The sequence below is a fragment of the Cuneatibacter sp. NSJ-177 genome (genome assembly GCF_022867805.1).
Lineage (GTDB): Bacteria > Bacillota > Clostridia > Lachnospirales > Lachnospiraceae > Pseudolachnospira.
This window is the reverse complement of the sequence record NZ_JALIFO010000001.1, coordinates 520975-542816: the sequence shown is the minus strand read 5'-3', so window position 1 is coordinate 542816 and position 21842 is coordinate 520975. Positions and strand designations below refer to the sequence as shown.

At 52.9% G+C, this 21842-nt stretch carries 17 protein-coding genes; 4 read left to right on the top strand and 13 right to left on the bottom strand.

Annotated features, from left to right (window positions below):
• Positions 1 to 91: 91 nt before the first annotated feature.
• On the bottom strand, positions 92 to 1606 hold the full coding sequence (locus MUB23_RS02405; RefSeq protein WP_244798590.1) for a hypothetical protein: 1515 nt from the start codon (positions 1604 to 1606) through the stop codon (positions 92 to 94).
• A gap of 341 nt (positions 1607 to 1947) precedes the next feature.
• Here MUB23_RS02405 and MUB23_RS02400 point away from each other — a divergent pair, with 341 nt between their 5' ends.
• The 3 genes from MUB23_RS02400 (at position 1948) to MUB23_RS02390 (ending at position 6182) form a co-directional block, all read left to right on the top strand.
• A complete protein-coding gene (locus MUB23_RS02400) occupies positions 1948 to 2607 on the top strand; it encodes a CopG family transcriptional regulator (RefSeq protein ID WP_244798589.1) in 660 nt (219 codons plus the stop codon).
• 12 nt (positions 2608 to 2619) lie between these two features.
• On the top strand, positions 2620 to 5211 hold the full coding sequence (clpB, locus tag MUB23_RS02395) for an ATP-dependent chaperone ClpB (protein WP_244798588.1): 2592 nt from the start codon (positions 2620 to 2622) through the stop codon (positions 5209 to 5211).
• 197 nt (positions 5212 to 5408) lie between these two features.
• Positions 5409 to 6182, top strand: a complete 774-nt coding sequence (locus MUB23_RS02390; protein ID WP_244798587.1) for a hypothetical protein — start codon at positions 5409 to 5411, stop codon at positions 6180 to 6182.
• Here MUB23_RS02390 and ilvA read toward each other — a convergent pair.
• From ilvA to plsX, 6 genes are all read right to left on the bottom strand, one after another.
• A complete protein-coding gene (ilvA, locus tag MUB23_RS02385) occupies positions 6170 to 7399 on the bottom strand; it encodes a threonine ammonia-lyase (protein WP_244799026.1) in 1230 nt (409 codons plus the stop codon). The genes MUB23_RS02390 and ilvA overlap by 13 nt on opposite strands.
• Before the next feature lie 3 nt (positions 7400 to 7402).
• Positions 7403 to 8335, bottom strand: a complete 933-nt coding sequence (gene ftsY, locus MUB23_RS02380; RefSeq protein ID WP_244798586.1) for a signal recognition particle-docking protein FtsY — start codon at positions 8333 to 8335, stop codon at positions 7403 to 7405.
• A 41-nt stretch (positions 8336 to 8376) separates the two neighbouring features.
• Positions 8377 to 11934, bottom strand: a complete 3558-nt coding sequence (gene smc, locus MUB23_RS02375) for a chromosome segregation protein SMC (protein ID WP_244798585.1) — start codon at positions 11932 to 11934, stop codon at positions 8377 to 8379.
• A 10-nt stretch (positions 11935 to 11944) separates the two neighbouring features.
• Complete coding sequence (gene rnc, locus MUB23_RS02370) at positions 11945 to 12616, bottom strand: ribonuclease III (protein ID WP_244798584.1); 672 nt, start codon at positions 12614 to 12616, stop codon at positions 11945 to 11947.
• 211 nt (positions 12617 to 12827) lie between these two features.
• Positions 12828 to 13058, bottom strand: coding sequence for an acyl carrier protein (gene acpP / locus MUB23_RS02365; protein WP_244798583.1), 231 nt, complete (start codon positions 13056 to 13058; stop codon positions 12828 to 12830).
• A 152-nt stretch (positions 13059 to 13210) separates the two neighbouring features.
• Positions 13211 to 14209 (bottom strand): phosphate acyltransferase PlsX, encoded by a 999-nt coding sequence (plsX, locus tag MUB23_RS02360; RefSeq protein ID WP_244798582.1) that lies wholly within the window; start codon positions 14207 to 14209, stop codon positions 13211 to 13213.
• Positions 14210 to 14440: 231 nt separating this feature from the next.
• Between plsX and MUB23_RS02355 the strand changes: the two genes are divergently transcribed.
• Positions 14441 to 15385, top strand: a complete 945-nt coding sequence (locus MUB23_RS02355) for an aldo/keto reductase (RefSeq protein ID WP_244798581.1) — start codon at positions 14441 to 14443, stop codon at positions 15383 to 15385.
• A gap of 73 nt (positions 15386 to 15458) precedes the next feature.
• Here MUB23_RS02355 and MUB23_RS02350 read toward each other — a convergent pair whose 3' ends face one another.
• The 6 genes from MUB23_RS02350 to MUB23_RS02325 form a co-directional block, all read right to left on the bottom strand.
• Positions 15459 to 16850, bottom strand: a complete 1392-nt coding sequence (locus MUB23_RS02350; RefSeq protein WP_244798580.1) for a GHKL domain-containing protein — start codon at positions 16848 to 16850, stop codon at positions 15459 to 15461.
• Positions 16847 to 17560, bottom strand: a complete 714-nt coding sequence (locus MUB23_RS02345; RefSeq protein WP_244798579.1) for a LytR/AlgR family response regulator transcription factor — start codon at positions 17558 to 17560, stop codon at positions 16847 to 16849. Before MUB23_RS02345 ends, MUB23_RS02350 begins: the two co-directional genes overlap by 4 nt.
• 298 nt (positions 17561 to 17858) lie before the next feature.
• Complete coding sequence (locus MUB23_RS02340; protein ID WP_244798578.1) at positions 17859 to 18785, bottom strand: glycoside hydrolase family 43 protein; 927 nt, start codon at positions 18783 to 18785, stop codon at positions 17859 to 17861.
• Positions 18782 to 19798, bottom strand: a complete 1017-nt coding sequence (gene galE, locus MUB23_RS02335; RefSeq protein WP_244798577.1) for a UDP-glucose 4-epimerase GalE — start codon at positions 19796 to 19798, stop codon at positions 18782 to 18784. Before galE ends, MUB23_RS02340 begins: the two co-directional genes overlap by 4 nt.
• 13 nt (positions 19799 to 19811) lie before the next feature.
• Positions 19812 to 20924, bottom strand: a complete 1113-nt coding sequence (locus tag MUB23_RS02330) for a phosphotransferase enzyme family protein (RefSeq protein WP_244798576.1) — start codon at positions 20922 to 20924, stop codon at positions 19812 to 19814.
• Positions 20921 to 21841 (bottom strand): nucleotidyltransferase family protein, encoded by a 921-nt coding sequence (locus MUB23_RS02325; protein WP_244798575.1) that lies wholly within the window; start codon positions 21839 to 21841, stop codon positions 20921 to 20923. The genes MUB23_RS02330 and MUB23_RS02325 overlap by 4 nt, the downstream gene beginning before the upstream one ends.
• Position 21842 lies beyond the last annotated feature (1 nt).

The following is a 21842-nucleotide window of genomic DNA, read 5'->3' as shown; positions in this document are numbered from 1 at the left end:
CTCTATTTCCTTAAGAATTTATGAAGTAAATGTTACAATTATTTCAAAAATAATTTCAGGCAATCCCGACAACAATCGAGGCTGTTTTCCTTTATTTCACTTCCACTAATTTTACGGCATAACGATAGACGGCTCCGGCATCGTCCGAAGTAAATTCATTCTTCTCACAGTGGAACAGATAGGTGCCGTATACCCTCTGATCATCCGCAAAGGTCGTCAGAACCTGAAGGCCGCCGTCCGACTCCTCAAAACGTTCCACATGAACCCATCCATCCCCCATATCCGACAAAGGCACCTGGTAGATCCCCGTGGAAGCGTCATAGGCAAATCCGCTCTTTCCCGCAATCTCCGGGAGTTCCCCGCTGCCGCCAAAGCATGCGGAATAAATCTGACGGAGCGCAGCTTCCGGAATCTGTACGCTTCCCGCCTCCTCATAGCTGACTCCGGGGAGCAGATACCCATAATTGACGGTCGCCAAATAGAGCACGCCGCTGACAAAATCCAGGTTTTCCGGATCATAGCTGCTTCCTTCGTCCTCCATCAGTTTCCGGATGATGCTGTCAAAAGCCGGAGTCATCTGCTCCAAAAGATCCGACGGATCGTCCTGCTCTCTGGCACCGTCCCAGACGCCAGTATCCGTGTGGAACAAGCTCTCCTTCCCGTCCAGATCCACCAGGCGGACGGTGTGAGCCGCACTCTCCTCAAAGCTCCAGGAAATTATATTTTTCATGAAGTCAAACCGCTCATCGCTGCAAACATTTTCACTGCCGGAGGCCTGCTCTCCCCAAGGCAGGTACGGGCCTCCCACCGCAGGTTCGTAAGAGATCGGTTCCCTGGCCTCGGAGCCGCCGAAATATTGCAACCCCTGCCCATCATCGCTGCCGTTTTCCAGTGCAGGGTTCAGGTAATAGTAGGAATCCCCCAGCCTTGCCGCAAGGCACCAGCGGATCTCTTCCGACCCGCCTCCGTTCTTCAACAAAAACGCGTCCACCCCCAGCTCGTTCAGAGCAAACTGGCAGCCCTGCGTGTAGGACAGACTGGTCCCCTCTCCGCTTTCCAAGGCCATTAGCAGCGGAATTCCGTCCGGCTGTTCCGCCTGATTCCAGGCGGAGGCCGGGGCAAAGCGCGACGCGTAGTAACGGTATACCGCCATCGCTGTCTCCCATTCATTGGCGCTGTCCGGCAAAGTTTCCTTACACTTTTTCAAATCCTCCTGCAAGCGGGCCAGATAAGCATCCTGCGTTTCTTTTTCATACGCATAGGACAACACAAAAGTTCCGTTCTCCACGCGGATATCCTGAAGCAAGGCTCCATAAGGGCTGACCTGAATCCAGGCGGCCATAAAATCGTTCTTTGCCTGATCCGCAGATGCCGGTACGCTCTCCGCCTGTCCCTGAATGCCTTCTGTCAGCGCACGATATGCTTCCTCATCCTCTCCGAGAAACTCTTGGAATTTCTTGCCGCCCCCGTTTTGCCCGAAGAGACTGCTGGTTTCCGCTGCCGTACTCTCCCCTGCCGATCCCTCGGAAGCCTGTCCTCCGCTCTGACAGCCGGTCAGCGCCAGAATCAAAATCAGGCAGATCATCCCCCATAAATGCTTTTTCATACTCGCACCATCCTCTCTTTTTTACTTTTCCCCGCTGTTTTACCTTCGGCAATCATTCCTGCCGCCGGCCCCCCTTGCTTCCCCTGTAATCCCTTGGAATTCGAATCGATAACGTTTCTATTATAGTATAGGAAGTCCCTTTCGACAATGGAATAATGTCTTAAGATTTCGACATGTCATTTCTAAACTTTATGTAAAATGCCTATAATTTGAATTAAATATTATATAATGTCATTGACAAATTTCATCTTCGTGCTATAATTGCTTTCAGAACAAAACATAGAAAACAATACCTAGATGCCCAAAGAAAAGGGCAAGATAGGAAGAAAGGAGGAGGTGCCATGAAAAAAAGTGTTTACAGCCTGGTGCTGATGGACGATGTGGTAGACGCCATCGACGCCATGGCCTGCCGGCGCGGGACCAGCCGTTCCAATTTGATCAATCAGATTCTGGCCGAGCACGTTTCCCTGGCGACACCGGAAAAACGGATGAAGGACATCTTCGCCTCTCTGGAAGAGCTGATGGACGAGACCTTTCAAATTCAGTCCCAGCCCACCTACAGTATGCTGTCCATCCGCAGTCCGCTCCGCTATAAATATAAACCAACGATCCGTTACGGACTGGAGCTGTACCCGTCTCCCAAGGAGTCTCTGGGAAAGCTGAAAGTTTCTTTCCGGACCCAGAATGCTCAGCTGATCCAATCGCTGAATGCTTTTTTTCAGATTTGGGTTGCGTTGGAGACCCACTATCTGGACCGCTATTTTCCGAAAGGGATCCTCTGCGAGCTGTCGGAAGGCCGGTTTATCCGGGAACTGATGCGGCCGCCCGGAGGCGAAGAGCTCACCAGCGAAGACCTGGGAAACTCCATCGCTTCCTATATTCAAATGCTGGATGCGATGATAAAAACCTATTTTGCAGGCCTGGACGATCCGAATACTGCCGCCGTCCAGGTGGAAAACTTATACCGGCAGTATTTGCAGGATAAATTCATTGTGATCTAAGGAGGTGTGACTATGAATCCTGAAAAATTTACTCAAAAATCCCTGGAAGCCATCCAGGAAGCACAAAGCGTTGCCATTCGGAATCAGAACGGATCCATTGAGCAGGCCCACCTGATGTCGGCGCTGCTGACCCAGGAAGGCGGTCTGATTCCCCAGATCTTCACAAAAATGACCGTTGACCCGCGGGAACTGCTCTCCCGCACCGATCAGCTGATTGCCCGGTACCCGAAAGTATCCGGCGACGCCAGCCAATATCTCTCCCAGGCGCTGAACCGCGCTCTGGTGGAGGCGGAAACCCAGGCCAAGAAAATGCAGGACGAATACGTATCCGTGGAACATTTGGTCCTGGCTCTTTTGGAAATTTCGGATCCGGACATGAAAGAGATTTTCCGCACCTTTAACATCAGCAAAAAGGAATACATGAACGCGGTGAAATCCATCCGCGGGAATGCCAAGGTGACCAATCAGAATCCCGAAGACACTTACAATGTGCTGGATAAATACGGCCAGGATCTGACCGAACTTGCCAGAAACAGCAAATTAGACCCGGTCATCGGGCGGGACAGCGAGATCCGGAACGTAATCCGGATTCTCTCCCGAAAAACGAAAAACAACCCGGTGCTGATCGGCGAACCCGGCGTCGGCAAAACCGCCATCGCCGAAGGCCTGGCGCTCCGGATTGTAGCAGGCGACGTGCCGGACAATCTGAAAGAGCGGAAAATTTTCTCCCTGGACATGGGCGCTTTGGTGGCCGGAGCGAAGTACCGCGGCGAATTCGAAGAACGTCTGAAAGCAGTGCTGGAAGAAATCAAGAAGAGCGAAGGGGAAATCATCCTCTTCATCGACGAGCTCCACACCATCGTCGGCGCCGGTAAGACCGACGGCGCCATGGACGCCGGAAACCTGCTAAAGCCCATGCTGGCCAGAGGCGAGCTCCACTGCATCGGAGCCACGACGCTGAATGAGTACCGGCAATATATTGAAAAAGACGCGGCTTTGGAGCGGCGGTTCCAGCCAGTGATGGTGGATGAACCGACGGTGGAGGATACGATTTCGATTCTCCGCGGCTTAAAAGAGCGCTACGAGGTATTTCACGGCGTGAAGATCCATGATCAGGCCCTGATCGCCGCGGCTATCCTCTCCAACCGCTATATCTCCGACCGTTTCCTGCCGGATAAGGCCATCGACTTGGTAGATGAAGCCTGCGCGATGATCCGGACGGAGATGGATTCCATGCCTACGGAACTGGATGAGATTTCCCGGAAAATCATGCAGCATGAGATCGAGGAAGCCGCCCTGAAAAAGGAGACGGATAAGATTTCCCAGGAACATCTGCGTGAAGTTCAAAAAGAACTGGCCGAAATGAGGGAATCCTTCCATGGAATGAAGGCTAAATGGGAAAATGAAAAACAGGCCATCTCCAAAGTGCAGCGGCTCCGCGAGGAGATCGACGCCACCAATATCCAGATTGAACAGGCGGAGCGCAATTATGACCTAAATAAGGCCGCTGAACTGAAATACGGACGCCTGCCGTCCCTGCGCGCAGAACTTGCCGCCGAGGAGGAGAATGCGGAGAAGAACAAAAATACAGAGAATACGCTGCTCCGCGATAAGGTAACCGAAGAAGAAATTGCCCGGATCGTAGCCCGCTGGACCGGCATCCCGGTCTCCAAACTGATGGAGGGCGAGCGGGAAAAACTGCTGGGTCTGGAAGGGATCCTGCATCAGCGGGTGATCGGCCAGGACGAGGCCGTGGAGAAAGTCTCCGAGGCCATCCTCCGCTCCCGCGCAGGCATCCAAGACCCGAACCGCCCCATCGGCTCCTTCCTGTTCCTCGGTCCCACCGGCGTCGGCAAGACAGAGCTGGCCAAGGCGCTGGCACAAGCGTTGTTTGACGATGAAAAGAACATGATCCGGATCGATATGAGTGAATACATGGAGAAGTTCAGCGTCAGCCGCCTGATCGGAGCGCCGCCCGGATATGTGGGCTATGAGGAAGGCGGCCAGCTGACCGAGGCAGTGAGAAGAAAGCCTTATGCCGTCATCCTTCTGGACGAGGTGGAGAAGGCTCACCCGGATGTGTTCAATATCCTGCTTCAGGTGCTGGACGACGGACGGATCACCGATTCTCAGGGACGTACCGTGGACTTTAAAAACACGATCATCATCCTGACTTCGAACCTTGGCTCCAACTATCTGCTGGAAGGGATTCAACCCGACGGCACGATCCGCCAAGATTCCATGGATGCAGTCGACGCCTTGCTGAAACAGCACTTCCGCCCGGAATTTTTAAACCGGCTGGATGAGATTGTCTGCTACAAGCCGCTGCAAAAACATGAGATCTACCAGATTGTGAATCTGATGCTGGAAAATCTAAAAGAACGGTTGAAAGACAAGGAGCTGTCCATCCATGTGACCCAGGCTGCCAAGGATTATATCATCGATCAAAGCTACGATCCTTCTTACGGCGCCAGACCGTTGAAGCGGTTCTTGCAGAGGAAGGTGGAGACTCTGGTCGCCAAGAGAATCATCGCCGGGGATGTGACGCCCGGCCAGGTCCTGAATGTGGACTATACCGGAGGCGAGCTGAAAATCACCAATTAAGCCCTGCCTGACCGGTACAAAGAAACTAGTTACTAGGGAATGCCCCCGGATTTTCCGGGGGTATTTTTTAAAAGGAAATCTCCGGCTGGTATCCTGATTCAGGAGATCATTACAATTCTTTCCATTGAGTCCAGCCACATATTTCCCGCCTATTCCGGGCATACTTTTTTCCAAACCTTTGGAAAGGAGTATGCCTTTTGAAATCGTCAGAAACCGCCCGTCCGGCCTTGCCGGACCTTTCTTTTCCCGGCCAAAGGCCGGAGCTCTTTTCCACGCTGCGCCCGCTCTTTTTGTCATTGGAGGCTTTGCTCTATCTTATCATTGCCGGATTCAGCCTCCGCTATGTCTCCGACCGCTCCCTGGGTCATCTGCCGGAAGCCCTCTCTTTCCTGCGGTACGCCTCGATCCTTTTCTGCTTTTCCTATGCAATGACGGCCAGAGTTCCGGCCAAGTCCGCGTCAGGCTCTCCGGAGCAAAGCAGAAACTTCCCCCTCGCCCAGGCTCTTTTTTTTACGGTCTGCGCCGATTATTTTCTGGTATTCAGCAACCGTTATCTGCCCGGTATCCTGTTCTTTCTCCTTGTGCAAAACATGTACCGCCGTTTCCTCCGCGCCCCTTTCCCCTTCTGGTTTTGCTGCGGCTCGGCGGCCATGGGGATTTTGCTGCTGTTCTCCCGCTTATACCGTTTTCCTTTTGATTCCGTCAGCGCTTTCTCCGCCTTTTATGCAGGCTGTCTCCTCGCCAACCTGGCTTTTTCTCTAAAAAAAGGGCCAGGCTGGTTTTCCCTGAGCCTGACCCTACTGCTTTTTTGTGATTTTCACGTGGCTTTAGGCCATCTGTCCGATTACCTCGCCTCTCCCTTTCCCGGCTGGCTTGCCGGGTGGGTCGGCGCCACACCGTTCTTGATCTGGGGATTTTATCTGCCTGCCCAGGTGATCCTGGCTGCCCATGCGGATGCTCAGCTAAGGTAAGTTCCCTTGGGCTGAACGACTTTCGGACGGTAGCCCTCCTTCTCCAGCATCTCCACAAGCTCCTGCTTATGTTCCGGTCCTTCCGCCTCCAGCGTGATCCGAAGCTCCACCAGATCGTTCCGGTTGATGCTGAAGAACTGGTTGTGATCCAATCGGATGACATTGGCATTCTTCTTGGCAATCAGCGAAGCTACATTTACCAGCTGGCCCGGCTTATCCGGCAGCAGCACCGATACCGTAAAGATCCGCGAGCGGGCAAACAGGCCGTGCTGAACCACCGAGGACATGGTGATCACGTCCATATTCCCGCCGCTGATGATGGACACCACCTTCTTGTTCTGCACGCCCATATGACGCAGGGCAGCAATGGTCAAAAGGCCGGAGTTCTCCGCCACCATCTTATGGTTTTCCATCAGATCCAGGAAAGCCACAATCAGCTCTTCGTCCTTGATCGTGATGATGTCGTCGACATTCTCCTGGATGTACGGAAACAGCATGTCTCCCGGCGTTTTGACCGCCGTACCGTCGGCGATGGTCTTGGCCGAGGGCAGCGTCACAATATGTCCCGCTTCCAGGGAAGCCTTCATGCAGGCGGCTCCCTCCGGCTCCACGCCGATGATCTTGATTTTGGGATTCAGCATCTTGGCCAGAACCGAAACGCCGGTGCAAAGTCCGCCGCCGCCGATCGGCACCAGGATATAGTCCACCGTAGGAAGTTCCTTGATGATCTCCATGGCAATGGTTCCCTGACCGGTCGCCACATCCAGATCATTAAACGGATGGATCATCGTATACCCATTTTCCTCCGCCAGCGCGTAGGCGTGCTCGCAGGACTCATCGTACACGTCCCCGTAAAGCTCCACTTCGGCGCCGTAGCTGCGGGTGCGGTTCACCTTCATCAGCGGAGTCACGGTGGGCATGACAATCGTAGCCTTGGCTCCAAAAATCTGGGCCGCATAGGCCACGCCCTGGGCATGGTTGCCGGCCGAAGCCGTAATCAGCCCTTTTTCCCTGGCCTCCGGGCTCAGGGTGCTGATCTTATAGTACGCGCCGCGGACCTTGTAAGCGCCGGTGTACTGCATATTTTCCGGCTTTAAAAACACCCGGTTACCGGTCTGCTTCGAAAAATACTCACTGTAGACCAGCTTGGTCTCTGTGGTAACCTTTTTTACAACTTCCGATGCTTCTTCAAATTTCTCCAGTGTCAGCATTTCAATCTCCTATTCTTCTCCAAACAATGCCTCGACAAAGGCATTGGCGTCAAACTTCTGCAAGTCTTCGATCGTCTCTCCGATGCCGATATATTTGACCGGGATTCCCAGCTCCGACTGGATGGCCACGGCGATGCCGCCCTTGGCAGTGCCGTCCATCTTGGTCAGAATGATGCCGTTCACATCGGCGGCGGCCATGAATTCCCTGGCCTGGGCCAACGCGTTCTGGCCGGTGGTGCCGTCCAGCACCACCAGGGTCTCTTTATAGGCGTCGGAGAACTCCTTGTCCAATATCCGGTTAATTTTCTTCAGCTCTTCCATCAGATTTTTCTTATTGTGCAGCCGGCCTGCCGTATCGCAGATCAAAATGTCGGCTTTTCTCGCCTTGGCCGCCGCCACTGCATCGAACACCACCGCCGCCGGGTCGGAACCCTCTTTCTGGGCGATGATCTCCACACCGGCCCGGTGGGCCCACTCGGTCAACTGCTCGATGGCTCCCGCCCGGAACGTGTCCGCTGCGGCCAGGATCACCCGTTTACCGCTCTGCTTCATCTGGCTAGCCAATTTTCCAATGGAGGTCGTCTTTCCGACTCCGTTTACGCCTACCACCAGGACGACCGATTTTTGGTGTTCGAACTCATACGCGTTCTCCCCCACGTCCATCTGCTGCTTAATGGTGTCAATCAAAAGCTGCTTACAGGCGGCAGGCTCTTTAATTCGCTGCTCCTTGACCTGCTCCTTTAAACGCTCGATGATTGCGGCCGTCGTGCGGACACCCAGATCCCCCATAATCAAGATCTCTTCCAGCTCTTCATAAAAGTCATCGTCGATGGCGGAAAATCCGCTGAAAATCGACTCGAAGCCGGAGGCAATGCTGTGACGCGTTTTGGACAGGCCCTCTTTTAACCGGGCAAACAGCCCCTTCTTTTTCTGCTCACACATACGTCTCTGATTCTCCTAAATTTTCCTCTGCTATTTAATAATCAGGAAGCCAGGCTCGGATCCGTCAAATCCACGGACACCAAAGCGCTGACGCCTTTTTCCTGCATCGTAACCCCATACAGCCGGTCCGCCATCTCCATGGTGCCCCTGCGGTGGGTGATCACGATAAACTGGGTGTGCTCCTTCAATTTATTCAGATAATCTGCATACCGGGCCACATTGGGCTCGTCCAGAGCCGCCTCGATCTCATCCAGCAGGCAGAACGGCGAAGGTTTCAAATTCTGAATCGCAAAGAGCAGGGCAATGGCGGTGAGCGCCTTCTCTCCGCCCGACAGCTGCATCATGTTTTGCAGCTTTTTGCCCGGCGGCTGAGCGTTGATCACAATTCCCGCCTCCAGCACGTCTGCAGCCTCCAAAAGCTCCAGGGTTCCCTTTCCGCCGCCGAAGAGTTCTTCGAACACAATCTGAAACTCCTTCTGGATCAGGGTAAATTTTTCTTCAAACTGGGACCGCATGGACGTATCCAGCTCCGCGATAATCTTTTGCAGGCTGGCCTCCGCCTCCACCAAATCCCCGTGCTGAACCTTCAAAAATTCGTAGCGCTCTGAGACCTCTTTGTAATCCTCGATGGCATTGACATTCACCGGGCCCAGCTCGCGGATTTCCGTCTTTCTCTTGCTGATGTTCCGGCGAACTTCCATCAGAGGCCCCAGCTCTTCCGGCCTCTCTGCCTCTGCTTCCGAGGGAGTCATCTCGTATTCGGTCCACAGGTACTCAACCTGCTTTTCCAGGTGTTCTTCCAGGCGTTCTTTTTGGTTTTGCAGCCGGAAGGCCTCTTTATCCAGCGAGCTGATCCGGCCATTGATCTCCTCTCTGGCGTCGAAAAACTTTTTCTGTTCCGCGCTGTCCGCTTCCTTCGTCTTCGTCTGCTCTGTCAGAATTTCAGTCAACTGCCGCATGGACTCCTCGATCTCTCGGATCCGGTCTCTGGTCTGTAAAATCTCCTCTTCCTTGGCTTTCACGGTATCGCCGCCCTGGCTTCCGGAGATAAGGTCTGCCCTCTCCGCCTTTAACCGCTCGATCTCCCGGTTCACACGCAGGATATTTTCCAGCAGGAAGGAGTCTTTTTGGGAGAGATTGGAAAATTCCACTTTGGCCGCTTCCAGGATCTTTGCCGCCTCTTCTCTCTGGAGTTTTTCTTTTTCCAGCTTCTTTTCCAGGCGCTCAATCTCTTTTTCACAGGTTTTGCTTTGGGCTTCCAGGTTTTCGGCGGCCTGTATCATCTCCGCCTCTTCCCGCTCGATCTCAGCGATCCGCTCCTGCACCCTGCGGGAATCTTCTTCGCGGCTGTGACAGCCATTTTGAATGCCACTCAGCGCTTCCTTTTCCTGGTTTACCCCCAGATAGAGGGTATTCTCCTGGATTTTCTTTTTCTGAATCCCATCTTGAAGTTCCTCCAGCCGTTTTCTCGACTGTTTCAATGCCTGTTCGGTATGGGCCGCTTCGTCTTTTACCTCGTCGTATCGCTTTAGGATTTTTTGAATTTGCTGTTCCAGCTCTTCCATCTCCCGGCGTCTGCCCAAAAGATTGCTGGAATTTTTAAACGAACCGCCGGTCAGGGACCCGCCGGGACTCAAATATTCCCCGTCCAAGGTCACAATCGACAGGCTGTGCCGGAATTTCCGGGCAATCGCCAAAGCGTGGTCGATGGTATCCGCCACCAGCACCCGCCCCAGCAGATACGCGGCGATCCCTTCGTATGCCGGATCCACCTGGACCAGTTTGCTCGCGACTCCCAAAGCCCCCGGCTCTTTCAGCGCCTCCGGCCTTGGAAAACCGTCCCGTCCGCTGACGCTGGAAATCGGGAGAAAGGTCGCCCGGCCCAGCTTATTCTTCTTCAAATATTCGACTAATTGTTTCGCCGTCGACTCGGTGTCAGTGACGATATTCTGGATTCTGCCTCCTAAAGCCGTCTCCATCGCCACTTCATATTTCTTCTCCACATGGAGAAGGTCCGCGACCACGCCCACGATTCCGGGCATCTGGCTCTTTTTCTCCATCACGCGCCGGATACTGCTGCCGTAGCCCTCGTAGCGCTCCGTAATATTGACCAAGGAATCCAAACGGGATTTACCGGCGTGATAATTCTGCTGGCATTCATTCAATATCCCATTTTTTTCCCGTATCTCTTTTTCTTTTTCCGAGCAAAAAGCTTCCAGCTCCTGCTGCTCACATCGAAGCTCCGCCAGCTCCCCCCGAACGGTTTCAAGCTGCCCGTTGAGCTTCTCAATCTGCAGCTTTTTGGCCTCTTCCTCCGTCTTAGCTGTCAGGAGATATTGGTGCAATTCACTCCGCATCAGTCTGGCCTGCTCCAGCTGTGTGATGAATTTCTGGCGGTTTGCGCCGATCTCGGCTTTTTGATTAAGCCCGGCAATGATCTGCTGCTTCTTTGCCTCCATGTCGAACTCGACCGCGCGGATGGCATCCTCTGCATCCCTAACCTTGCTCTCCAGCCGTCCCAGCCGGTCGTCCGCCTGATCCAACTGCCGGTTCAGATCGCCCTTTTCCGAGACAAAACGATCTTTCTCACTGGTTCTGGTCCCGATTTCCTCGTCGATGGAGGCGACCCGTTCCTGCAAATGCTCTTCCTGCATCCGGGCTGTGCGGATCTGTTCCTCCAAAACCCGGATCCGCCCTTCCAGATTTTCCTTTTGCACTTTGCCCTCGCCCAGCTCCGTGCGCCGGGCTTCCATCTCTTTTTCCAGAGCTTCGTTTTTCTCGGTCAGATCCTCATAACGCTCACGCAGAGCCTCGGCCTCCTTCCGGCACTGTTCCAGGTCAGAGCCCACCACCGCCAAATTTTGCTCTGCTGTGGCAAGCTTTCCTTTCCATTCGGTGGATTCCATGAAAAAGGCGCCGATCTCATAAGCTTTCAGCTCTTCCTTAAGTTTTAAATACTGTCTTGCCTTTTCCGATTGCCGGGCCAGAGGGCCCACCTGTTTTTCCAGTTCGCTTAAAATATCGCTGACCCGGACCAGGTTCTGGCGCTCATCTTCCAGCTTCTTTTGGGCAATGGCTTTCCGCTTTTTATACTTGACGATCCCGGCGGCTTCATCAAAAAGCTCCCGCCGGTCCTCCGGCTTTCCGCTTAAGATCCGGTCGATCTGCCCCTGCCCGATGATAGAATACCCTTCCTTGCCAACGCCGGTGTCATAAAATAATTCATTCACATCCCGCAGACGGCAGTTATTTCCATTGATCAGGTATTCGCTCTCCCCGGAACGGTAAACCCTGCGGGCAATCGTCACCTCATCATAATCGATGGCCAGCATATGATCCGAATTCTCAATCGTCAAAGCCACATAAGCGTATCCCTGGGGCTTCCGGTTCTCCGTGCCGGAGAAAATGATGTCCTGCATATTGGAGCCCCGGAGCTGTTTGGCGCTCTGCTCACCGAGCACCCAGCGTACCGCGTCCGCCACATTGCTTTTCCCGCTGCCGTTGGGGCCGACGATGCCCATAATTCCAGGGGAAAATTCCAGGACAATTTTATTGGCAAAGGACTTGAATCCTTGTGCTTCGATCTTCTTTAAGTACATAAATCCACTCCTATTGTCCCAGTCTCAGAATCGCTTCATAGGCTGCCGCCTGCTCCGACAGTTTTTTATTCCGGCCGGTGCCGGTGCCGGCCTCTTCCCCGCCGATGCGGACGCAGGAAGTAAACACTTTGCTGTGGTCCGGCCCTTCCTCCTTCAGCAGTTCATAGGAGAGATCTCCCAAGTCCCGGCTCTGTACAAACTCCTGTAAGATAGTCTTGCTATCAAAAAAGAGTTTTTTGTGCTCGATGTCGTTTAAGATCAGGCGGACAACGAACTCTTTCGCATTAGCAAAACCACCATCTAAATAGATCGCTCCGATTACGGCTTCCAGTGCGTCCGAGAGCAGCGAGGCCTTCTCTCTCCCGCCGGTGCGGTCTTCTCCGCGCCCGATTAAAAGCTCCTGTCCCAGGGAAAGTTCTTCCGCACAGTCCGCCAAAGTCGGCTCGCAGACAATGCTGGCGCGCAGCTTGGTCAGTTCCCCTTCCGGGAAGTCCGGATATTTCTCAAAGAGAAACTGACTGGAAGAAAGTTCCAGAACGGCATCCCCTAAAAATTCCAGCCTTTCGTTGCATTCCAGACGGCTCATATGATGTTCATTGACATAGGAGCTGTGAATCAAAGCCTGCCGCAGCAGGGACTTGTCCTGAAACACATATCCCATTCTCTGTTCCAAATCTTCCATATGACACTTCCTTTCTGATTTTAAATCTCCGCTCTGCAAACCTTACCGGCAGGCGGGGCTTCCGATTAAATCCGCCGCGCCCAGCCGAGTATAGCGAATCAGCACCCCAAGGGTGCCGATTCACTTATATCCCCTGATTTCGCAGAGCCGCTTACGAGAACAGCCGCCTGCTTTCACAGGCGGCCGCCTTATCCGCTTGTTCTTTCCGGCATCAGCCGTTCACTTTCCGGATTTCTTCCAGTGCGTCGCCCACCGTCTTGATGTTCTCCGCCACTTCGTCCGGGATCTCAACGCCCAGCTCATCTTCCAACTGCATGATGATTTCCACGCGGTCCAGAGAATCGGCACCCAAATCATCTTCAAAGGACTTCTCCAGAGTAATCAGCTCCGGCTCGATCTTCAGTACGCTGGCAATGATCTCTTGAATTTTTTCGAATTCCATCTCGCCACCTCCTTACATTCTCTTTTTTTAAGCGGTCTTTTCCACTCCGCCTTTCCTTTTGGTCCGGCCAGATCGGTTGCCGCTGCCTATATAGGAAGCTTCGCATTTAAGCTCCGCCTGATGTCTTCCCTCTTATTTCCCTGCGGGTCTTCTCATAATATTGACTCAAATTTTTCTGTTATACGCTGTTCTTTAAAGGCAATGCACTGTAAGATAGAATTGCAGATTTCCTTTGCTTTGGAACTTCCGTGGGTCTTTACCACCAGGCCGTTCAGCCCCAAAAGCGGTGCTCCGCCGTATTCGCTGGCGTCCAGCTTTTTCAAGGTTTTCTTCAGCGCCGGTTTTACCAGCAGCGCTCCCAGCTTGGAACGGAAACTGCTCATCATGCTTTCTTTGATCATCCCAACCAAGGCCCCGGCTGTGCCCTCGTAAAGCTTCAGGATTACATTTCCGGTAAACGCTTCACAGACAATAACATCCGCATAGCCATTCGGGATCTCCCGCGCCTCAACGCTGCCGATAAAATTGATATCCTGGCATTCTTTTAAAAGCGGGTAAGTCTCCTTGACCAGCGCATTTCCCTTTTCTTCCTCCACCCCCACATTGACGATGGCCACACGGGGAGCTTTCAAGCCCATCACATGCTCCATATAGAGGGAACCCATCCGGGCAAACTGGATCAAATGACTGCTGCGGGCGTCCACATTGGCGCCGCTGTCAATCAAGAGGGAGACCCCTTTTGTGGTTGGAATCAAGGTTGCGATGGGCGTCCGGTCAATCCCGCGGATCCGGCCGACCACCAGCTGGCCGCCCACCAGGACTGCGCCGGTGCTGCCCGCAGAGACAAAAGCGTCCGCCTTCCCCTCCCGCACCAGCTTTTCCCCGACTACAATGGAGGAATCTTTTTTCCGGCGGATCGCATGGACCGGAGGTTCTCCGGTTTCAATCACTTCTGTGGCGTTTACCACGGTTAGACGTTCCTTGTCATAAGAATACGCCGCCAGTTCCTTTTTTACCACTTCTTCCTGCCCAACCAGAAAAACCTGGATCTTTTCGCTTTTATTTAATGCTTCCACCGCGCCTTTGACGATTTCTCCCGGCGCATTGTCACCGCCCATGGCATCCACGGCGACTCTTGTTCTTTCTTCCATCTGTCACTCCTAACCGGGACACGGTCCGTCTCCCAATTCTTCTATAAACTATACTAGATTCATGGACAGAAATCAATGGGTTTCTTCTAAGAATTCCCGCTTTTTCTTTTTCCTGCTTTCATTGACGGATAGGGATTCTCCTTTTATAATAGGATTGTCCCAGATCATTTGGAAACAGTTTCCATTCTTCAAAAAGGGTGGGACTTCTGGTATAAAAGAGAGGAGTAATCCATGAAACTCATTCCTTTTGGCGCCAGCGGACTGTCGGTCCCCGCCATTGCGGCCGGCTGTATGCGGATCAACGCAGTAACCAAAAAAGAAGCCGGCCGGCTGATTCACACCGCACTCGATGCCGGAGTCAATTTTTTCGACCATGCGGCGGTCTACGGAAAAGAAGCCGGCGAATGCGAGTCCATTTTCGGCAGCTTACTAACCCCTTCTCTGCGAGAGCAGATGATCTTGCAGACCAAGTGCGGCATCCACAAAAATACCGGCGTCTATGACTTTTCCAAGGAGCATATTCTAAAAAGCGCGGAGGACAGTTTACGGCGCCTTCACACCGACTATCTGGATGTGCTGCTTCTCCACCGCCCGGACGCTTTGATGGAGCCGGAAGAAATCGCCGAGGCCTTTGACCGTCTGCACCGGAGCGGCAAAGTACGCTTTTTCGGCGTATCCAATCAAAATACCATGCAGATGGCTCTCCTGGAAAAATACCTGCGCCAGCCCTTAATCACCAACCAGCTCCAGGTCAGCATTGCCCATCCGGCAATCATCGCCCAAGGCATGAATGTCAACACGATGAAGCCCTATGCGCCGGACCGGGACGGCGGCGTTCTAAATTACTGCCGTCTGAAAGATATCACGATTCAGGCCTGGTCCCCCTTCCAATACGGCTTCTTCGGCGGCGTCTTTTTCGACCGGGAGCGCTTCCCCAAGCTCAATGAAGCCATTGACCGGATCGCCGAAACACACCATACCTCCAACACGGCGGTAGCCACAGCCTGGATTCTCCGGCACCCGGCGCAGATGCAGGTGATCTCCGGTACGATGAAGCCGGAACGCTTTTTGGCTATGTGCCAGGCGACGGACTTTGTTTTAAGCCGGGAAGAATGGTATGAGCTCTATTATCTCGGCGCAGAAATTTACGAGGCGTCTCAGCCGCCCCGGCCATAGGCTGCGCAAAACAAAAAACTCCTGGAGAAAACACGGCATTTTTTGATCCGCCTTTCTCTCCGGGAGTTTTCTTTTATCTTTTCTCTTCCCGAATTTTTAATATCACTCTGGTGATAAAGCATTTTTTCTCGAAGTCAAAGCAAAACTGGGCTACGCCTCCGCACTGTTTCGCCGCATGCTCCACGCTTTTTAATCCATTTCCCCCTTCCTGCCGGGAGGACTGAAAAGCTCCGGCCGGTTGAAAACCACTCCGCTCCCGCCCGTCCGGAGCAGTCCATACCTTCTGGCAGCTGTTTTCCAGCAGCAGACCAACCTGATTTTTTACGAGGCCCATCTTGAGAGAAATATATTTAGATCCTTCCACTTTCCGGCAGGCTATGATAGCATTTTCGAGACAATTACCTAAAACCACGGTCATGTCCGCCAAATCCACCGGGCATTGGTCCAGCTTTACTCGGATCTCACAGTGGATTCCTTCTCCCCTTGCAATTCCCACATAATACTGCAGCAGCGCATTGACCGCCGCATCCTGGCAGAACACTTCCCGTTCCTCCCACTCGCTCTCGACTCCCCGCTCTCGGAGATACTGTTTGGCCTCCTCCACCCGTCCATCGGTCAAAAGCTGCTCCAGCAATCGTCTCTCATGACGAATATCGTGGCGGATCCGCTTCATCGACGCGATATCCTCTTTAATATTCTGATACTGGATCGCCTGAATTTGAATCTGACTCCGGTAGTCGCTCCTCTCTTTGATCCGCCTGACTTCCCGAAATAAAATCCAGTAAGCGGCGCCCAGACAAAAATTCACGACAATCAACGCCAACGCACAGAAATAATATTCTCTGCGGCTGAATTCTTCCTGAAAGAAGCCGGTCTGAACCGTGATCTGCACCAAATAAAAATAATAAACTCCCGTCAGAAGAACAATCAAAGAAAACCCGCTGTGCAGCTCTTTGGGCCCGATTGCTTTGAGATAGGGAAACACATACACCCGGACCAGATAATAAGCTCCGGGTGACAAAATAAGGGCAACCAAGAAATATAAAAGGACAATGCCCTTCCGGTAATAAACGCCGCCGCTGTGCAGCCAGACTCCCGGCAGCAAAACCCTGGAAAAATTGACAGATAAAAATGACAGAGAATAGAAATACAGGGCGAAACAGTAGACGAGAAGCTTCCTCAAGAGAGGCCCCCGGATTACTAAACTCTGAAACAGCAAACAAGACGCGGCAAAACAGACCATATAAGAAATGGCCACAATCGAGGTTTCCGAGGACTGGGATCCGATTTCTTGTCCGATCCAGGCTACCCCTGCGGCAGCGGCTCCAACCAAAGCAGAAAGAATACACCAAGCCACCCCTTTGGGGATACGATATTCTTCACGGGAATAGGGAAAGAAGCAGAGGAAAACCCCAGGCATCATCTGAAGCAGAAAACCCAAACAATCCCAAAGCCAAATTTTCATTTTCCTGCTCCTTTTTCCTCAATCTGATTAAAAACATAATCCTGATACCGGCGTACGATTTCTCCCCGCATCCCGCGGCTCAACAGGACTTTTCGTCCATCCTCCAGCAAGCAGAAACTGGTCTGCATATCTTTAATATAATCCATATTCACGACCAGTCCCCTGGAAATGGTCAAAAACCGTTCATCTAGCTCCGGAGTCAGCGCCGACAAGGGACTAGAGGCATAAAGCATTCCGTTCCGGGTAATCAGATCTGTCTTATTATGCCGGCTTTGAAGATAGCAGAGGATCGAAAGATCCACCCGCATCTCCTGTCTTCCGGATTTAAAATGCAGATACTTCCGCTTTTGTTTTTGCCTCAAGCGGCAAGCCACCTCCCGAAGCTGGCCAGCCTCAACCGGCTTCATCAGATAATGCACGGCTCTCAGTGAAAATGCTTCCACGGCAAATTCCCGGCTCATCGTGACAAACACAATCTCCGCGTCCGGATCGATCTTTTTGATTTCTTCAGCTGCCTCAATCCCAAGCATCCCCGGAAGATAGACATCAAAAAAATACAGATCAAAACGTTCCCCGTTTTCTGCCGCCTGAATCACAGCCTCCCCCTCTCCAAAGCAGGCCGTTATACTTTCTTCTCCCCATACTTCCCGTATTCCCGAAAGAATGATCTTCCGCTCCAGATCGTCATCTTCACAGACGGCTATCCGCATTCCCCTTATCCTCCTGTAAACAAAAATGCACAGCAGAAGAAGGTGTAGTGTACTACACCCTGTCCCGCTGCGCAGTATCTCCCGGCTCTTTACCGGAAACAATCGCATCTGTTCCCCTGATGAAATAGCTTTCGGCATCCCCCCGCCGGAAAATCTCTGCTCTTTTTTTCGGCTTAAGCCCTGTCACGCGGGCGGCTCCGGTTTTCTGCGCCCTCAGAAAAATCCATTCCGCCTTCCCCCTCAATATACCACAAAAAACAGGAAAGGGGATTCGCCTTTCAGCCCGTCTGGATACCGCTCAGCCGTTTTTCTTATTCCACTGCCGGTCGATTCCTCCAAAATTGTCCTGCCACGAAATATCGATCCCATCCGCTCCTGCGTTTACAGGAAGAATACTGTAGCCGGAATCGCTCAGATCGTCTGGATTCCAATGGTCCAGCAGGACATACCATTTTCCTCCCTGCGAAAAGGTACAGGCCGCCTGTCCGCCAAAGGTCTTCCTCCGGCCTTCTCCGCGGCAGGGATTGTCCGTCAGCCGCCACCTGCCCCAGATGGATTCCGCTTCTGCGCAGAGCATCGGATTGGGATCCCAGCCCGTGCATCCGGAAGTAAGCAAATAATAGCGGCCTCCCTCCTTGATCACGGCCGGAGCCTCCCGGTACTGGCCGCAGAGGATGCTCTTTTCCCTTCCGGTAAAGCCAGTATAAGAATGATCCAACTCGGAAATCAGCAGCGTGCTGTTCCCATCGGAGCTGGAAATCAGATAGGCCAAGCCTCCCTCATCGGCAAATACCGTCATGTCCCTGCTCTCCCGCATCCCGCCCGGACGGACGCTTCCCAGATAGCGAAACGGCCCCGTAGGTGAGTCGGAATCCGCCACCCCCAGCCGGGCGTAGGAGTAGTCCGCGCTGTCCAGATGAAACCACAGCACAAACCGTTCTGTTTTGGGATTCCACAGAACACTGGGGCGCTCTCCCACCCGGTCCGGCCCCAGCTCATGGCCGGGCTTTGATACCGCGGAAAGAATCCGGCCTTCGTTTTTCCATTCCAGCAAATTCCGGGAAGAATAGCAGGAAAATCCCAGAAAATCAACGCGGCCGTCTCTGGTCTTTGTCCCTTTATCCTCCCCGTACCAGTAGAAAATCCCCTTATGAAAAAGGATACAGCCTCCATGAGCCTGTATCCTTTTTCCATCCTGGTCCAGCCAGCAGGTTCCGTTCTTCACGAGCGGTAACCGTCCGGATTTAAGGACTGCCATCTCCAGGAGTCTTCGCACATTTCTTCAATCCCGCGCTGCGCAACCCACCCCAGCTCTTTCTTCGCCTTGGAAGGATCCGCATAACAGGTGGCAATATCGCCGGCCCGGCGGGGTTTGATCTCGTAGGGAACCGTTCTTCCGCAGGCCTTCTCATAAGCTTTTACTACCTGGAGCACGCTGTAGCCATTACCGGTTCCCAGGTTATAAATGCTGACCCCTTCCCGGTCTTTTAGCTTTTTAATAGCCTTCACATGTCCCAGCGCCAAGTCCACCACGTGGATATAGTCCCGCACACCGGTTCCGTCCGGAGTGTCATAGTCATTTCCGAATACGCCGAGGCAGGAAAGCTTCCCCACTGCGACCTGAGCAATGTAAGGCACCAGATTGTTCGGAATCCCCTTCGGGTCCTCGCCGATCTTCCCGCTCTTATGCGCACCGATCGGATTAAAGTAGCGGAGCAAAATCACATTCCACTCCGGATCTGCCCGGTGCAGGTCGGTAAGGATCTGCTCCAGCATTCCTTTGGTCTGGCCATAGGGATTGGTGATCTCGCCCTTGGGGCATTCCTCTGTGATCGGCACAAAGGCAGGATTGCCGTATACCGTTGCCGAAGAGCTGAAAACAATATCCTTGACACCGTGATTTCTCATGACGTCGCAGAGAATCAGCGTGCCGGTCAGATTGTTGTAATAATACTCCAACGGCTTTTCAACGGATTCACCGACTGCCTTGAGCCCTGCGAAATGTATAACCGCATCGATCTTTTCCGCATCAAAAATCCGGTTCAACGCCTCTCGGTCCAGCAGGTCGTTCTCGTAGAAAGTCAGCTTTTTCCCGGTAATCTCTTCGACCCGGTCAATCGCTTTTTTGCTGGAATTGCACAGATTATCGACGACAACCACTTCATAACCTTCGTTCAACAGTTCTACACAAGTGTGGCTTCCGATATAACCGGCGCCGCCCGTTACTAAAATCGCCATGGGTATCTCCTCCTTATTGCTTGCTGCACCGTGCGACAATGGCCTCCATCTCCTGCCATTTTTCTTCCATGTCGGCCACCAGCTTCAACTGAGTCCGGCAGCGGTCCAGATTGTGATTTTCACGGTGTATTTTAAAATATGAATCTCCCAGCAGATAATCGGTCAGGAACCGCATGCCGCATTCCAGAGTCATCAGTTTCGCCCCGGTCGCCAGCATGGAAATCTCCGCCTCCGTCAGGCTGCCGCCGCAGCCCGCAAGGAAACCGCGGACATAGACTTCAAACAGTTCCAGATCACAGGACACCTTAGAAAGATCCGTCTCATCTTCGGCCGCTGTGCTGGCCCCGAAGCGGATGGAATCTCCAAAATCATTGAGCACAAGACCCGGCATCACCGTGTCCAGATCAATGACGCAGATGCCTTTCCCGGTCGCATTATCGATCAGGATATTGTTCAGCTTTGTGTCATTGTGCGTTACCCGCAGGGGCAGCTCCCCTCTCGCCAGCTTGTCGCAGAGGATATGGGTTTCCGCTTCTCTCGCCTCGATAAACCGGATTTCCGGCTCCGCGGACTGGGCTCTGGAGAGAGGATCCAATTTGACGGCTTCCTGGAATTTTGCATACCGGTCCACGGTATTGTGGAAGTTCGGGATGGTCTCATGCAGGATCTGAGCCGGAAAATCTGAAAGCAGCCGCTGAAAGTTGCCGAAGGAAACAGCGCTTTGATAAAAATCATCCTGTTTTTCCACCCGGTCAAAGCTGGTCGTCCCCTCCACAAACAGATAAATTCTCCAATAAGATCCGTCCTGGCTCTTGTAATAGCTTTTTCCGTCTCTGGCTGGCACAATATTCAGCGTCTCCCGCTCCGGATCCCCGCCTTTTTCTATGATTTTTTTCCGCAGAAACGAAGTCACGTTAACAATGTTCTCCATCAGACCCACCGGGTTCGTGAAGATGCTGTCGTTCATCCGCTGTAAGATATAGCGGCGGGTTCCGCCGGACTGCCGCATCACAAGACGGTAGGTATCATTGATGTGTCCGCTTCCATAAGGATAAACGTCCTCCACCGTCCCGTCAAGTAAAAAATTCCCAATCACCTGCAATAACGTTTCTTTTTGATCTATCATCGTTGCTCCCACAGCTTTTCCGGGTACAGCCCTTTTTCTTTCAGCGCGCGGATGGCACGCACCACCGTTTCTTTATCCTCCCGGTAGGTTACCCCATACCAACGGTCGTAGGAGTGCAGAACCTCCACGGAAGCTTTCCCCTCCTTCAGCAGCGCCTCCACGGCAGAGGGAAGAAAATATTCACATTTCAGAGGATTTTTCTCCAGATTCTCCGAGAGAAACTTCGGAAATCCTTCCTCCAAAGCCGCAAAAATCCTGGGTGTGAACCCCCAAAGGTTCATGGACACGGTGCTTCCCGCCGGGATCGGAATCCAGGTCGCCCCGCCGTCTTCTGTGTAGGCCGCGCCATTTTCCTTCTTTTCAATCTGCGTTCTCTCATGGATTTCGACCAGGCGGCCGGAGGCATCTGTCACACAGACGCCCCTTGCCACATGCCCGTAATCGGTCAGCGTATTTTCCAGGACATAGCCGACCATCGCGAAACGGTCCTCCTCGGATGAATTCTCCAAAAATTGATAGATCGTCCGGAATGCGCCGGCTCCATAAAAGTCGTCTGCATTGATCAGAGCAAACGGTCCGTCCACCAATTCCTTGCAGCTCAGCACGGCCTGCCCGGTCCCCCAAGGCTTTTTCCGCCCTTCCGGAACGAAAAATCCTTCCGGCAAGTCCGTGAGGTCCTGATAGGCATATACCGCCTCCACCTGTTTGCCGATCCGGTTCCCGATTACTTCCATAAAATCAGCTTCGTTTTCCTTTTTGATGATAAACACAACTTTTTCAAAGCCGGCGCGAACCGCATCATAGATGGAATAATCAATGATCAGGTTTCCATGCTCATCCATCGGATCAATCTGTTTCAGACCACCATACCGGCTGCCCATTCCGGCCGCCATAATCACAAGCACTGGCTTTTTCATG

Coding starts and splice junctions, on each gene's coding strand:
- MUB23_RS02405 (WP_244798590.1), bottom strand. CDS start 1,606: ATGAAAAAGCATTTATGGGGGATGATCTGCCTGATTTTGATTCTGGCG.
- MUB23_RS02400 (WP_244798589.1), top strand. CDS start 1,948: ATGAAAAAAAGTGTTTACAGCCTGGTGCTGATGGACGATGTGGTAGAC.
- clpB (WP_244798588.1), top strand. CDS start 2,620: ATGAATCCTGAAAAATTTACTCAAAAATCCCTGGAAGCCATCCAGGAA.
- ftsY (WP_244798586.1), bottom strand. CDS start 8,335: ATGTGTGAGCAGAAAAAGAAGGGGCTGTTTGCCCGGTTAAAAGAGGGC.
- smc (WP_244798585.1), bottom strand. CDS start 11,934: ATGTACTTAAAGAAGATCGAAGCACAAGGATTCAAGTCCTTTGCCAAT.
- rnc (WP_244798584.1), bottom strand. CDS start 12,616: ATGGAAGATTTGGAACAGAGAATGGGATATGTGTTTCAGGACAAGTCC.
- acpP (WP_244798583.1), bottom strand. CDS start 13,058: ATGGAATTCGAAAAAATTCAAGAGATCATTGCCAGCGTACTGAAGATC.
- plsX (WP_244798582.1), bottom strand. CDS start 14,209: ATGGAAGAAAGAACAAGAGTCGCCGTGGATGCCATGGGCGGTGACAAT.
- MUB23_RS02355 (WP_244798581.1), top strand. CDS start 14,441: ATGAAACTCATTCCTTTTGGCGCCAGCGGACTGTCGGTCCCCGCCATT.
- MUB23_RS02350 (WP_244798580.1), bottom strand. CDS start 16,850: ATGAAAATTTGGCTTTGGGATTGTTTGGGTTTTCTGCTTCAGATGATG.
- MUB23_RS02345 (WP_244798579.1), bottom strand. CDS start 17,560: ATGCGGATAGCCGTCTGTGAAGATGACGATCTGGAGCGGAAGATCATT.
- galE (WP_244798577.1), bottom strand. CDS start 19,798: ATGGCGATTTTAGTAACGGGCGGCGCCGGTTATATCGGAAGCCACACT.
- MUB23_RS02330 (WP_244798576.1), bottom strand. CDS start 20,924: ATGATAGATCAAAAAGAAACGTTATTGCAGGTGATTGGGAATTTTTTA.
- MUB23_RS02325 (WP_244798575.1), bottom strand. CDS start 21,841: ATGAAAAAGCCAGTGCTTGTGATTATGGCGGCCGGAATGGGCAGCCGG.